A 13,786-nucleotide genomic window follows, 5' to 3' on the forward strand; every position below is an offset into this window, starting at 1 on the left:
TCGCAACTCCGGGAGGTTAACAATGAGCAAGAATTTGTTTTGCCTGAGTGGTCAGGCGATTACGAGAAAACATTAACTGCAGGCGGCCACCGCCAACCTGGTGCCACAGCACGGCGGCGCGGATCCCTGCCAGCAGGGACGCGCGCACTTTTGCCTGTACCTGCGGACTTTGCAGCACGGCAGGGGATCCGGTGACCTGAATACGCGGGCCCAGCGGGCTGATGACGTCAACATAAATGCCGGCCATGGCGCTGAGCAGCGTTTCGGACTGCAGGTCAAAATGGTCGAGCTGACGCTGTAACCCGGCAATACGATCGCCCAGCGTATTCATTGCGCCTTTTGCGGCGCTCAGCTTACGCTCCAGCACCATCAGGCTCAACGTGTAGCGGGTCAGCTCCGCGTTTAAACCCTGACGGCTGCTGGCGTTAAGCACGCCAAGCAGGGTTTCAAGACCGAGACGAAGATTGGTTTCACTGCCACCGAACACGCCCAGTGTGGAGCCGGGGTTGAGATCGATAACGCTGTTCAGTGAAACGTGCAGGGCGTCAGCGTCGCAATGACCCTGATGCGCCAGCTGTTGCACCAGACGGGCTGACTGGCAAATTCCCGCCAGCGCCAGGGTGATGTCATAGTAGTTCTTCCCCACACGGTCTCCTTTATGTGTGCAATCGTATTAAACAGCAGGCAGCGGCAGGCGCTGTTCAATGATCCCACCGCCCAGGCAGATCTCACCGCTGTAGAAGACAGCGGACTGACCCGGGGTGACGGCGGCGACCGGCTCGTCGAAACGCACGTCAATGCGATCGTCATCGAGCGCGGTAATGGTGCAAGGGATATCGGTCTGACGGTAGCGGGTTTTCACCGTGCAGCGCAGCGTGCCTTTCAGCGGCTCACGATCGACCCAGTGCAGCTGCTGCGCGATAAGGCCAACGGACATCAGACGCGGATGATCGTGACCCTGGGCAACAACCAGAATATTGTTTTCGACGTCTTTGTCGACAACATACCACGGATCTTCACTGCCTTCTTTGGTCCCGCCGATACCCAGTCCTTTACGCTGTCCGAGCGTGTGGTACATCAGCCCCTGATGCTGGCCAATCTCTTCCCCGTCGACGGTGACAATTTTACCCGGCTGTGCAGGCAGGTAACGTCCCAGGAAATCGCGGAATTTGCGCTCGCCGATGAAGCAGATGCCGGTAGAGTCTTTTTTCTTCGCGGTGATCAGGTCCAGCTCTTCGGCGATTTTACGCACCTGCGGCTTTTCCAGCTCGCCGACCGGGAACAGGCTCTGGGCGATTTGCTCGTGGCTCAGCGTATAGAGGAAGTAGCTCTGATCCTTGTTGCCGTCCAGGCCGCGCAGCAACTGGCTTTTGCCATTCACGTCTGCACGACGCACGTAGTGACCGGTCGCAATGTAGTCTGCGCCCAGATCTTCCGCGGCGAATTCCAGGAAGGCTTTAAATTTGATCTCTTTGTTGCACAGAATATCCGGGTTCGGCGTACGCCCTGCTTTGTACTCTTCCAGGAACAGTTCAAAAACGTTGTCCCAGTATTCTGCGGCAAAGTTAACGGTGTGCAGCTCAATGCCGAGCTTATCGCATACGGCCTGCGCGTCGGCGAGATCCGCAGCGGCGGTGCAGTATTCCTCGCCATCATCTTCCTCCCAGTTCTTCATGAACAGGCCCTCCACCTTATAGCCCTGTTGCTGCAACAGGTAGGCGGAAACGGAGGAATCGACACCGCCGGACATGCCGACGATCACTTTTTTCTGGCTGTTATCTGACATGGAATACTCACGACATTGAACTTCAAGGCGGCGTATTCTATCACGCCCCCCCACCATTGACACCCTCTGTAAACGGCCAGTTAAATGCGCCGATGACATCCAGTGGTAAGCGGCCAGCAGACTGCCAGCAGCGAATGCTTTCCGCAACCAGCGGCGAGCGCAGGTTTGGCGCGTTCAGGATATCGTCGGCGGTGACCCACAGACAGCGGTCGATATCGTCATCCTGCGGCTCAGTGGCGCACGTTTCGCTAAGCTCAACGGCGAATAAAAAGCGCAGGAACGGGGTGTGATCCGGCGCGATCCACTGGTGCATACGGATGAAGTGCTGGGGTTCAGCGTGGATGCCGGTCTCTTCCCATAGCTCGCGCTTCGCTGCCTGCAGCAGGGTTTCATTGGCTTCAAGGTGTCCGGCAGGCTGGTTCCACAGCGCTTTGCCGTTAATGCTCTCTTCGACAACAAGAAATTTACCCCGGGCGTGGACCACGCAGGCAACCGTGACATGAGGTTTAAACATAGTGACTCCTTAAGGGGTAACGTCGCGCCATTCGCCGTTTGCCAGCGTTTCCAGGGTGTAGCTACCCATAGCGTAGCGAATCAGACGCAGGGTAGGGAAGCCGACATGCGCGGTCATGCGGCGAACCTGGCGGTTGCGGCCTTCATAAAGGGTAATTTTGAGCCAGCTTGTCGGAATGGATTTGCGTTCGCGAATCGGCGGGTTGCGCGGCCACAGCCACTCCGGTTCATTCACGCGCTCAATACCTGCGGGCAGGGTTGGGCCGTCGTTCAACGTCACGCCGCTGCGAAGCGCTGCCAGCGTCGCGTCATCCGGCTCGCCTTCCACCTGGACGAAGTAAATTTTACCGGTACGTTTCCCGGGCTGTGTGAGCTTTGCCTGTAAAGCCCCGTCGTTGGTTAAGACCAGAAGGCCTTCGCTGTCGCGGTCCAGACGCCCGGCTGCGTAGACGCCCTGAACGGGAATATAGTCCTTCAGCGTGCTGCGCCCGGCTTCATCGGTAAACTGCGGCAAAACATCGTAGGGTTTATTGAACAAAATAACCCGCTTCGGCTGGGTTTCCTGCGGTCTTCTGGCGGGTTGTCGCGAGCTGAATCGCTCAACCCGGTGTTTTGTAAAAGAAGTTTTCTTCATGGTATTTTCAGGCGTTATCAATTGCCGCATTATAGCCTAATAACGAAGACCTTTCATGGCGCAGGACAATCAGGTACTATCGAAGGGCTCATTACAATTTATTAACATAAGATCAGTAACAACCAGAAGCGCTCGAAGGAGAGGTTAATGGAAAGCAAAGTAGTTGTTCCGGCGGAAGGTAAAAAGATCACCCTGCAAAACGGCAAGATTAACGTTCCTCACAATCCGATTATCCCGTTCATCGAAGGTGACGGTATCGGTGTAGACGTTACCCCGGCAATGCTGAAAGTGGTTGATGCCGCTGTTGAGAAAGCCTACAAAGGCGAGCGTAAAATTTCCTGGATGGAAATTTACACCGGTGAGAAATCTACTCAAGTTTATGGCCAGGACGTCTGGCTGCCAGCAGAAACGCTGGATCTGATCCGCGACTACCGCGTTGCTATTAAAGGCCCACTGACCACGCCAGTTGGCGGCGGTATCCGTTCCCTGAACGTGGCACTGCGTCAGGAGCTGGACCTGTACGTGTGTCTGCGTCCGGTTCGTTACTATCAGGGCACTCCTAGCCCGGTTAAGCACCCTGAACTGACCGATATGGTTATCTTCCGCGAAAACTCAGAAGACATCTACGCGGGTATCGAATGGAAAGCGGACTCTGCTGACGCAGAAAAAGTGATTAAATTCCTGCGCGAAGAGATGGGCGTGAAGAAAATTCGCTTCCCTGAGCATTGCGGTATCGGCATCAAGCCATGCTCTGAAGACGGTACTAAACGTCTGGTGCGTGCAGCCATCGAATATGCAATCACCAACGACCGTGACTCTGTGACTCTGGTTCACAAAGGCAACATCATGAAGTTCACCGAAGGCGCGTTCAAAGACTGGGGCTACCAGTTGGCGACCGAAGAGTTCGGCGGTGAGCTGATCGACGGCGGCCCATGGCAGAAGATCAAGAACCCGAACACCGGCAAAGAGATCATCATTAAAGATGTGATCGCCGATGCGTTCCTGCAGCAGATCCTGCTGCGTCCTGCTGAATACGACGTGATTGCCTGTATGAACCTGAACGGTGACTACATCTCTGACGCCCTGGCAGCGCAGGTTGGCGGTATCGGTATCGCCCCTGGTGCGAACATCGGTGACGAGTGCGCCCTGTTCGAAGCGACCCACGGTACTGCACCAAAATACGCAGGCCAGGACAAAGTGAACCCAGGCTCTATCATCCTGTCCGCAGAGATGATGCTGCGCCACATGGAATGGTTCGAAGCCGCAGACCTGATCGTTAAAGGTATGGAAGGCGCGATTAACGCGAAAACCGTAACTTACGATTTCGAACGTCTGATGGAAGGCGCTAAGCTGCTGAAATGTTCAGAGTTTGGCGACGCGATTATCAAAAACATGTAGTATAAAGGCTGTGTGATTAGAGAACGGGAGCCAGTTGGTTCCCGTTTTTATTATTAGTTTTTGAATGATTATCAAAAAGTTATCAAAATAAATTAACAAAATAATTGGGAAAGATTATGGTTCAGTTTATTTTCATTGCAGTTCTTGGCGTCGTGATTGTTTCTTTTTTATATATATTACTTATACTAGAAATCCCTCAACTTTTTGGAGACTTCGACTTTAGTCAAACAGGCACATTCGGAGATTCATGGGGAGCTCTAACTTCGGTGTTTTCAGCTTTGGGTTTCGTTGGTGTATTATGGACGTTAAAGACACAAAATGATTCAATCAGAAGAGTCGAAAAAGAAAATAATCGCAAAGAGGTAAATGATGTACGGCGTGATTTTGAAAATTCATTTTTCAATATGCTGAATTTACTTCAAGTGATTATCAATGATATGAAAGTTAAAAATAAAATAACCAAAGAAGTAAAAGCAGAGGGAAGAGGTATATTCCTATATTTTTTCAAGGCCTTCAAAAGCGAGATGAAAAGGAATGGACATTATCGTGTATCAAACGATGATAGTGACCAATTCAAATTTCATATGGCTGGAGTCATTGGCAAGCAGTACTGTCAGCATTTTCAAGATAAATCTCAAAATCTTTCTCATTATTATCGGTTTTTATTTAATACATTTAAGTTTATTGATGATGCGGAAATTGATAATGAATCCAAGAAGAAGTATGCTAATATTTTAAGATCTCAAATATCAAATTACGAACTTATAATGCTATTCTATAATTCACTGTCTATTGATGGCGAAAAGTTTAGGTATTACTTTGCCAAATACGAAATTCTTGATAATTTGCCAGTTTATAAATTAGTATATAAAAACCATGTTGTTTTAGTTGATAAAAAATGTTGGGGTGATAATAAAATAGCATTAGAATTATTTGGTGGTCCCATATTGAAATGATGCTTTTTAAAAGGCGTCATCCGTAAGCATTCACTTTCAGCCAATCTTTACCTCAATCATCATGATACCGCGCTGCCTGATTAGGCTATTTATACCCTAGCAATTTCTAATTATCGAACCCTTGAGCTGTATAAAGACGTTCCGCTAAAGACCGTTGTTCATGGAAAGTTTCCGGCTTACCTTCCCCCCAATTAGGATCTTCTTTATCGCGTGCATTGCTGAAATTCATCGTAATGTTTGTGTACTACGCTTTGCTTGTGATGTTGCTCGGAAGAAATGAACCGTATAGGGGCTGACTGCATAATTGCGGCATCTGGCTACCACATCCCTGAGGCTCCAGCCAATCGCATTCAGATGTAGGGAGAGAGGGCTCGAAATTTTGCTCCCGGTTTTCTCCTGCACAACGTGAAGATGATCCTCCAAGACATCGGTAAATTTCATGGTCGAGATTACCTGTTATTGGGTGTTTATATCGCCAATAAACCTTGTTCACTTTGCGACTATAATGGGTAAATTTGGTATTTTGACGTTATTTTTACGTGGTCTGGCAAGCATCCGACAATATCCTCTGTAGTTTTGGTGTGTCTGATTTGTTAATTATTGACTGAGCTATACTCTCGTTATTTATGCATCTTTTCCCACCCGCCAGAACTTCCGTCTTTCCGTGCTGGTGGACAGAACATGCTTTGCTTCGCATACCCGCGCAATGTGTTCAGGCTGGGCGGATTTCTCTGGTATTTGACTGCGGCCTATTGTTCTAAGGTCAACATTCGAAACATGGCTTTTCTCCACTAAACCGGCTGCTCCCGGATATTTATAAACTATCGGGGCATATCCAATAAACTTATATACCATTTATTTTTTTTACAGGCGCATGGGATTATAAATAGCTTAATATCCATACTCTAAAAATAACAAATTTCAAACAATCTTGTATCAATGGCATTTTATTTATCAGGGGGTGCTATAATGAACTTACTTTCAAGATAAGTTAAATATTCTTTGGGAAATACATAACTATTTCTCCCAGTGCTTGTTGCTATGAGACTCTGTGCCATATTTTTGAGTTTCTCATTGTTCTCATTTATGACTTCCTTAGCTTTATTCCAGGCCTCGGCGACAATTAAATTAAATTGTGCTTCAAGGCACTTCCCATCACTGGATGGAGCATTTCGTATACCATTTATTATATGCACTAACTCTTCAATTTTCCGCTTATCATTTAGACCAGTGTTATCCATGATTCCATCTTCAAAAATTTTTTCGACATGTTCTTGTTTAATCTCAATTTTCAAAAATAATTCATGCCAAACAAGATCTGCGAGCACACCAGCACAAAGAATAGACATTCTGTCAATGATATGTTCGTCTACATCCTGTATAGTCTGGAGTTTTTTTACTGGATGTGGATGCACTGTCGATGAACCATGTACTTGTGTGTAATTGTTAGTTGTGAGTTTAATTTCACCAACGTCAAACCCAATGTGCCTTGACATAATCCAATGCCCAAGCTCATGAAACAATACTCTTTCAATATTTTGCTGTGGTGTTAGTGGAGGTAACAAAATTAATTCCTCTAATTGTTTATTTTTAGTCATTATATAATGAAATTTATCATTTGGCTTTTGATAGTTACCTAGTCTCTTCACTTTTTTTGCACATGTACCGCTACTTATATAGTGCTCATTCGGCCGTCTCCCTGCGTTACTACTGAGTATGTGCCATCAGGGCTGCAAAGGTTACATCAAACCTGGCCGCGACTTCTCGCATCAGGCGTGCTACTACTGGTGGTAGGCTCGAGGCTTCTTCATTTACTGCAGCCACCAATTCATTCACTTTAAGATGTCGCTGCATTTTCCCAGTTCAGTAGTTCGTTATAGCGGGCCATAAACATGCCGAATGCCTGGCTCGGGCGGAGAGGAACAATATGGTCGGGATCAACTGTTAAAGCAGCTATTGAACTAGGCAGCTGGGCTATCGTCGTAGAACTTGAAGAAGAACGATTCAAAGGGACATCTGAAGAAATAATACAGCAGTTAAGAAGGTGAGTTGCTTGCAAATTTTTTGGGTTCCATGCATTCTCCTTATCTGTGATTTAATTCAAGGTGTAAAAATGGAACTTACTAAAGAAACTGTCGCTCTCTTGGCTGCATGCGGCGTGTTAATCGGTACTATTATTTCAAATTTTATGACGTATCTTATCCATAGATCTAAAGAAAAAAATGAATGGATAAAAGAAAGCAAAAAGAAAAAAATGGAAAAAGGAGAGGATTTATATAAAAATCTTGTTATTTGGAAAAGATCTGTATTTGTAACTCATAATGATTGGGTTTTACTCGTGAGAGGACATCTAACCCTAGATGCTATAAATGAGAGAATAAATCAGAGAAATCTTGATAGCCCTGAATTCGGGAAAATTTCAGAAGTTACAACAATTCTTGCTGGAATATATTTCCCTGATGTTTTTCCAAGTATCTCTGAAGCACAGAAAAAGTTGAAACCCGCTAATGATATTTACTTTTCACTTGTGCATGGTAATGAAATAAAAGATAAACAAGAAGCGGTGATTGCTATCTTGGATTGTGGACGTAACTTCGATAAGTGTGTTGATGAAATTTTGAAGAGCATTTCAAATAAAATTATTGGAATGATGGATAAATAATTGGAATAAATTGATTCTGCTTACCTAAATAGATCTGGATTATACGCCAATTATTATGCTGGCGTTTAAATTATCACCCCTAAACCACCTCCTAGGGAGGTGGTTTAGGGGTGATAATTTAAAATAAGCTGTAACTAACTGGTTTTAAATGTGTTTTTGGTCTGCGCGAGAGGGTTTTAACCTCCCCCCGCCCCCCCATCGTGGCACGCTTAAGCTTAACTCAGTCGCAACCATTCTATCAGAGAGAAATCAGCTCTAGATGCTGCCTCATCCTCAATGCAATTAAGGAACATTGTTAGATAGAGCGAGGTTGTATCTATTTTATCAGTTGAAGGAAGTTTAATAAAACTATTCGATGAACGTACATAATTGAAAAATCCAGCTTCTGGCAGACAAAACATAACATTTGGAATGTTAACAGTAACAGTCCATTTTGCTAGTGCACTATCTAGATCAGAGATAGATTGTTTATATGAAAAGCAGCTAACCAAGGGGTAATTAGTTTTATTTTCTTCTAACTTTCCGTTTTTAGCAGTCTTCAACCCATTTGGGTTATCAGGGTGTATAGCCCATGCAAGATCTAAGGTTTGATGCATACCTTTTGTGTCTAAATCACTTTTTACCTCAATGACTCGGTGTACTGAGTCGATAAAGTATATACCTAGTCCATTCTGCTCAATAATTGGTGGGATCTTGCGCTTATCATATATGATGATATCAGCCTGCGGGGAAAATCTATCCCATCTATCAACGAGTTGACCAGAACCTATTCCAAAGTGGGACGGCAACAAGGATTGAATTATAGGAACCAGAAACCCCTCCCTAAATGTCCCTTTAACGGTGGAGTGAGGTATCTGACTTACAGACATTGCATTATCGTAACCTTGCTTTATTCTATTATTTAATATGGTTGTAAAAAATTGACTAGGCATATTGAATTTATCCTTAAAATTTATAATAAAATGATGCTTCTAAGCATGTTATCGGCGAAAAATTATAATTCTTTACACGAAGTTCAAGAAAAAAAGTTAAGATACATTCCAACAACGTAGACTTAGCATGAGTCATTTTTCGACACTGTAACTTATTGGTAATTTCAATCTATCGGAAAAGTTAGACATTAAACGTCAATGCAATGGCAAAGATATCACATATGTCACTGATAAATATCAGAATAAAACCTGATTTAAATAACCTTTTGATTTCCCGACTTCAAGAGGTGAATAACTACTACAACCGAAAAGTGGCTATCAAAACCCAAAAATAATTAAATATAATCAAATGGTTAGCCAGTGGCTAACAATGTGTGACGAGAGCATTATTTGTGATTTTGTTACTTAAAAATCAATGCATCATGATTGATTTCATGAAATACTGCTGCGCCACATGGAATGGTTCGAAGCCGCAGACCTGATCGTTAAAGGTATGGAAGGCGCGATCAACGCGAAAACCGTTACCTATGACTTCGAACGTCTGATGGAAGGCGCTAAACTGCTGAAATGTTCAGAGTTTGGCGACGCGATTATCGCGAATATGTAATCCAGATTCTGGGTTAAACAAGAGCGGGGGCCTGAGGGTTCCCGTTTTTTTTGCCTCTGCCTGCGGGAGATAACATGATGTTAGCCACTGTCCTTATCGCTATCGTTGCACTCATCCATCTCTACATTCTTGTGCTGGAAATGTTCCTGTGGAATACCAAAACAGGGCACAAGGCCTTTAATCTGCATCCCGACTTTGCGCGCGACACCCGCGTGCTGGCCGCAAATCAGGGGCTGTATAACGGTTTTCTGGCGGCCGGTCTGCTCTGGAGCCTCTGGCTCGGCGAAAAGGGGATTCAGGTGGCCATCTTCTTCCTGGCCTGCGTATTGGCCGCCGGGCTCTTTGGCGCAGCCACCGCCAGCCGAAAAATTTTGTATGTACAGGCCGCGCCCGCGCTCGCAGCGCTGCTTGCGTTACTCATCTGAAGCAATGCTTTGGTTGAGGTAAGGCGTCCGATATACTGATGGCTTTACCTTTACAGGTTAACGACGAGACAGTTATGAACAACGATATCCCACTGAAATATTATGACATTGCCGATGAGTACGCGACGGAAGCTGCAGAGCAAGTCGCTGAGTTAGAACTCGACGCGCTGGCGCATTATTTCCAGCTGCTGCTCACCCGTTTATCGAATAATGAGGAAATCAGCGAGGAGGCTCAGCAGGAGATGGCCGCTGAGGCCGGGATCCGTGCGGGCCGCATTGATGATATTGCGAATTTCCTCAATCAGTGGGGAAATGAATAGTCTGCTTTAAAAACCGTTATGCTGATGCTTAGCAATACAGCTCAGCATCACGCTATCGGACCACATGCATTTTTTCCGCAGAATATGCGAAGCGGGGGCGTCGATGAACAGCGCGAAAATAACGGTCAGACAAAAGAGTACCACTGGGAACAGTAAGGATAATTTCACGTTTTTAACCAAAATATGAGTGTGCTTCAGGGTAATCTACCGTCTGATTGTGACGACTATATGTTTTTGCGTAAAAAATGGAAATGCCCGACTGGAAAAAAATGGATACGCAAGGCTTCTGGTTACGGTGCGACCCCGGAGAGTCGCTTCGCCAGCTCGCTGCGGGTGAGTGCTTTTGAAAAATACCATCCCTGAATCAGCGCATCGGGATATCGGCTCGCAATAAAGCGATATTGAATTTCATTTTCCACGCCCTCGAAAACAAGGGTCTTATTTAATCTCGCGAGGGCATCGCTGAAGATAGCAAAGATGTTTTGCTTATAATGCTCGCTGATGCCGTCCACCAGCGACTTATCGATTTTGATCTCATCATATTCTAGCAGCGACAGGCGGGCGAGGTTTGAATTTTGCACGCCAAAATCATCTATTGATATTTTAACGCCGAGCGATTTGAGCTCCTGACAAAACCCCTCGAGGATATCTGCCGTGGAAACGGCTTTCTCGGAAAGTTCGACCTTAATCAGGGAAAGGGGAAGGTGATTGGCTAAACATTCACGGCGCAAAATGTTAATGAACTGCCCATCTTCAATTTCCGTCCGCCCAACGTTAATGGAGACGATCAGCTGGTGTTTAATCGCCAGTGGGGCAATATCTGAAAGGGATTTCCCGATAATATTACTGTAATATTTTTTATACAGACCAATCTTTTTAACTAATGGGATAAACAGCTCCGGAGAGACGTCCCCATGCTTTTGATCGCGCCATCTCGACAGAACTTCGACGCCCACGATTTTTTGATCGTGAATGCGGATAATAGGCTGATAGTTAACGCTGATGGTATTGGTGATGACGGCTTTGATCAGCGTGCGTTCCAGAGAAAAACGGTCTTCATAGATGCGGAAGATAAATAACGTTATCGCGACCCAGATAAAATAGAGAATGACGGCGAGAAAGGAAAAGATAAACGGGGGTAACGAGGCCAGCCCGGCGTCGTGATGCTTCACGATGACGCACAGGTCCCAGAGAGCGCTACACTGCGTCAGGGTCAGGGTAAACAACGTCGAATGCAGCCAGCTCTGCTGCGTTAACTCAGGGACGGTTGAAAAAAAGACTCTGCCGAAGTCTTTGGTCGTGGTACTCAGAGAATAGCTTGCCGTAACCGGGGTGAATTTATCGTAAGCATAGCGGGTGGTGAAGATAATAATATTATTATAAATTGCCGCATTGCCCGTGAAAAAATCTTTTCTGGAAAACTGAGCCAGGAGAAAGCCTCTCGGCGTTTTATGCAGTTCTGCAGGAAGCGCAACGGGCGCTGCAAGTTTACCCCAAAAGGCAGTACAGACTATTTTTCCCTTCTCGATAAAACCGATATCGTCAAAATAATAGTTATTCAGCGTTATTTGCCTGTAGCTATCAAGGCTGGTTTTATCACATCCCTGCGTAGTGATGCTTTTAAGGGCCATCGCCACGCTTTGGGACAGGTCTTCTGAATAACGTAATAGGGTATGGGATATCTCACGCTGTTTGCTCTTCTGCTGCCCCACGATAACAGCATTGACCGCATAAAGAGACAGAATGACCAGAAGCGTTGAAACGATCGCAACGGCAATGAGCTTTTTCATTTCCCGGTTATCCTGTCCGCTCCCTGATTTCACAAATCTTAACACAGCCAGGGCAAGGCACAAGCCTGATAGTCACGTCATGTGAGTAAATTCGGGCAGGTGAACTCATACGAAAGCATCAGTTTTTTAAGACAATTCTCAGCTAAGCTATTTTCATTGTTATAAGCATTACCGGGTTAGCACAGGCTCTTCTCCCAGAACATTCATGCTTGCTTTTTCTATTAAGGAAAACATCGTGCGCAACGTGATGATCCCTATTCTTAGCGCTCTGTTTCTTTTTCTGAGCGGCATTCTGATTATTAACTGGCAGCTATGGCAGATGGCGAAGCTTAATAATAGTCATACCGCCACGGCAAGCACCCAAAAAATAGAAAACATTCTGGCTGAGGCCGTCAGCGCGGCCAACACGGCGAAGTATGTTGCGGCCGAAGGGTGTACCCGTAGCGGACAGCTGGCGCTGGGGACAGAGGCCGCGCTAAAACCGCATCTGCGCGCCATCATGATCCAGCAGCAGGGTAAAATTATCTGTACATCCCTTCCCGGGAATGGCGTGCTGATTATTCATCCGGAGACGCTACCTGTCGAAAAACTGATGCTGTTACCCGGCAATCGGCTGGTGAACGGCATTCCGGTGCTTATTTTCCAGATGCCGGTCGCGGCAGGGCGCGTCATCGTCAGCGTGAGTGATGCACACTTGCGGGACGTTATCGCGAGCGAATCAAACAGCGTAGATCTGGGGCTGGTTGTCGGCGAAAGCATGCTTGGGCGCAACGGTGATGTTACCGGCTGGAAAGCCGCCTCCTGGGCAGGGGCGGTTACGGCGTCAACGCAATTCCCCTTTAGCCTGGCCTGGCAACCTCCTGCCTTTTTTAGCCTGACGCGGCTGCTGCAACAGGGATGGAGCCTGATACTGCTTATTCTTGCGCTATCGGTGGCGGTGGGCATTTTGATCCGCCGTTACAAGGGGAAAAGCACCTCATTTGAAGACGATTTACGTAAGGCCATTTTGCAGGGGGAGATCGTGCCGTATTACCAGCCGATCGTGAACGGCGATACCGGCGGGCTGTATGGCGTTGAAGTCCTGGCAAGATGGAAGCATCCAAAGTCAGGCTTTATCCCACCGGATGTTTTTATTCCGATTGCCGAACGTAGCGGTTTGATTATTCCGCTAACCAAAGGGCTGATGGCGAAAGTGGTGACGCAGCTTAAGCCGCTTTTGCCTAAGCTACCGGACGGGTTTCATATCGGGGTGAATGTCAGCGCCAGACACATCAATGCACCTTCCTTCATTGGTGACTGTCGCGTCTTCGGAAAGGGATTTCAGGGCAAAGAAGTCAAACTGGTTCTCGAGGTGACCGAGCGTGAACCGCTGATCGATAATCCTCACCTGGTGAAAAACCTTAACATGCTGCATAACGCCGGTTTTGTCATTGCGCTGGATGATTTTGGTACAGGCTATTCAGGTCTTTCATGCCTTAATGCGCTTGCCATTGATTATATTAAAATTGATAAAAGCTTTGTGAACCGGGTTTCAGATGAAAAGGATTCAACGATCCTGCTGGACTGCGTCATTGACCTGGCGAAAAAACTCTCATTGCGCATTGTGGCTGAAGGCGTAGAAACGAAAGCGCAGCTGGAGTATCTCAACCGTAATGAGATTACCCTGTTGCAGGGTTATTATTTTGGTAAGCCCGTCTCCTATATCGAATTTATTAAAGTCATTTTATCTAAGCCCCGGGAGACGGTAAGTTTGTAAAACGAAA

The 13,786-nt window shown here is 46.5% G+C and carries 13 protein-coding genes and 2 pseudogenes; 7 read left to right on the top strand and 8 right to left on the bottom strand.

Annotation, left to right across the window (positions count from 1 at the left end; translation table 11 throughout):
* Window positions 1-16: 16 nt before the first annotated feature.
* Genes hflD through rluE form a run of 4 tightly spaced genes read right to left on the bottom strand, consistent with a single transcriptional unit; the run spans window position 17 to window position 2,963 of the window.
* On the bottom strand, window positions 17-646 hold the full coding sequence (gene hflD / locus GVO84_RS08755; protein WP_159513893.1) for a high frequency lysogenization protein HflD: 630 nt from the start codon (window positions 644-646) through the stop codon (window positions 17-19).
* Between the two features lie 27 nt (window positions 647-673).
* Window positions 674-1,786 carry a tRNA 2-thiouridine(34) synthase MnmA gene (mnmA, locus tag GVO84_RS08760; protein WP_032657963.1) on the bottom strand — a complete coding sequence of 371 codons (1,113 nt, stop codon included), beginning with the start codon at window positions 1,784-1,786 and terminating at the stop codon, window positions 674-676.
* A gap of 40 nt (window positions 1,787-1,826) precedes the next feature.
* On the bottom strand, window positions 1,827-2,300 hold the full coding sequence (locus GVO84_RS08765) for an NUDIX hydrolase (protein ID WP_159513894.1): 474 nt from the start codon (window positions 2,298-2,300) through the stop codon (window positions 1,827-1,829).
* 9 nt (window positions 2,301-2,309) lie between these two features.
* Window positions 2,310-2,963, bottom strand: coding sequence for a 23S rRNA pseudouridine(2457) synthase RluE (gene rluE, locus GVO84_RS08770; RefSeq protein ID WP_159513895.1), 654 nt, complete (start codon window positions 2,961-2,963; stop codon window positions 2,310-2,312).
* Between the two features lie 117 nt (window positions 2,964-3,080).
* On the opposite strand from rluE, the gene icd reads away from it, so the two are divergent.
* On the top strand, window positions 3,081-4,331 hold the full coding sequence (icd, locus tag GVO84_RS08775; RefSeq protein ID WP_159513896.1) for an NADP-dependent isocitrate dehydrogenase: 1,251 nt from the start codon (window positions 3,081-3,083) through the stop codon (window positions 4,329-4,331).
* A gap of 116 nt (window positions 4,332-4,447) precedes the next feature.
* Window positions 4,448-5,287, top strand: a complete 840-nt coding sequence (locus GVO84_RS08780; RefSeq protein ID WP_159513897.1) for a putative phage abortive infection protein — start codon at window positions 4,448-4,450, stop codon at window positions 5,285-5,287.
* A gap of 52 nt (window positions 5,288-5,339) precedes the next feature.
* On the opposite strand, the pseudogene GVO84_RS08785 reads toward GVO84_RS08780, so the two are convergent.
* Both GVO84_RS08785 and GVO84_RS08790 read right to left on the bottom strand, forming a co-directional pair.
* Window positions 5,340-5,737, bottom strand: a pseudogene (locus GVO84_RS08785) (integrase); the annotation flags it as partial.
* 497 nt (window positions 5,738-6,234) lie between these two features.
* Window positions 6,235-6,936 (bottom strand): hypothetical protein, encoded by a 702-nt coding sequence (locus GVO84_RS08790; RefSeq protein ID WP_159513899.1) that lies wholly within the window; start codon window positions 6,934-6,936, stop codon window positions 6,235-6,237.
* 464 nt (window positions 6,937-7,400) lie between these two features.
* Between GVO84_RS08790 and GVO84_RS08795 the strand changes: the two genes are divergently transcribed.
* On the top strand, window positions 7,401-7,949 hold the full coding sequence (locus GVO84_RS08795) for a hypothetical protein (RefSeq protein ID WP_159513900.1): 549 nt from the start codon (window positions 7,401-7,403) through the stop codon (window positions 7,947-7,949).
* Between the two features lie 215 nt (window positions 7,950-8,164).
* Here GVO84_RS08795 and GVO84_RS08800 read toward each other — a convergent pair whose 3' ends face one another.
* Window positions 8,165-8,881: a DUF6602 domain-containing protein gene (locus GVO84_RS08800; RefSeq protein ID WP_159513901.1), complete on the bottom strand. Its 717-nt coding sequence runs from the start codon at window positions 8,879-8,881 to the stop codon at window positions 8,165-8,167.
* 436 nt (window positions 8,882-9,317) lie between these two features.
* On the opposite strand from GVO84_RS08800, the pseudogene GVO84_RS08805 reads away from it, so the two are divergent.
* The 3 genes and pseudogenes from GVO84_RS08805 to GVO84_RS08815 form a co-directional block, all read left to right on the top strand.
* Window positions 9,318-9,488 (top strand): annotated as a pseudogene (locus GVO84_RS08805) (NADP-dependent isocitrate dehydrogenase); the annotation flags it as partial.
* A gap of 77 nt (window positions 9,489-9,565) precedes the next feature.
* Window positions 9,566-9,913: a DUF1304 domain-containing protein gene (locus GVO84_RS08810; RefSeq protein WP_159515615.1), complete on the top strand. Its 348-nt coding sequence runs from the start codon at window positions 9,566-9,568 to the stop codon at window positions 9,911-9,913.
* Between the two features lie 74 nt (window positions 9,914-9,987).
* A complete protein-coding gene (locus GVO84_RS08815) occupies window positions 9,988-10,233 on the top strand; it encodes a DUF2543 family protein (RefSeq protein ID WP_159513902.1) in 246 nt (81 codons plus the stop codon).
* 290 nt (window positions 10,234-10,523) lie between these two features.
* On the opposite strand, the gene GVO84_RS08820 is transcribed toward GVO84_RS08815, so the two are convergent.
* Window positions 10,524-12,023 carry an EAL domain-containing protein gene (locus GVO84_RS08820; RefSeq protein ID WP_159513903.1) on the bottom strand — a complete coding sequence of 500 codons (1,500 nt, stop codon included), beginning with the start codon at window positions 12,021-12,023 and terminating at the stop codon, window positions 10,524-10,526.
* Between the two features lie 205 nt (window positions 12,024-12,228).
* On the opposite strand from GVO84_RS08820, the gene GVO84_RS08825 reads away from it, so the two are divergent.
* On the top strand, window positions 12,229-13,779 hold the full coding sequence (locus tag GVO84_RS08825) for an EAL domain-containing protein (RefSeq protein WP_236545794.1): 1,551 nt from the start codon (window positions 12,229-12,231) through the stop codon (window positions 13,777-13,779).
* Window positions 13,780-13,786: the final 7 nt, after the last annotated feature.

The organism is Enterobacter sp. SM3, assembly GCF_009811935.2.
Lineage (GTDB): Bacteria > Pseudomonadota > Gammaproteobacteria > Enterobacterales > Enterobacteriaceae > Enterobacter > Enterobacter asburiae_D.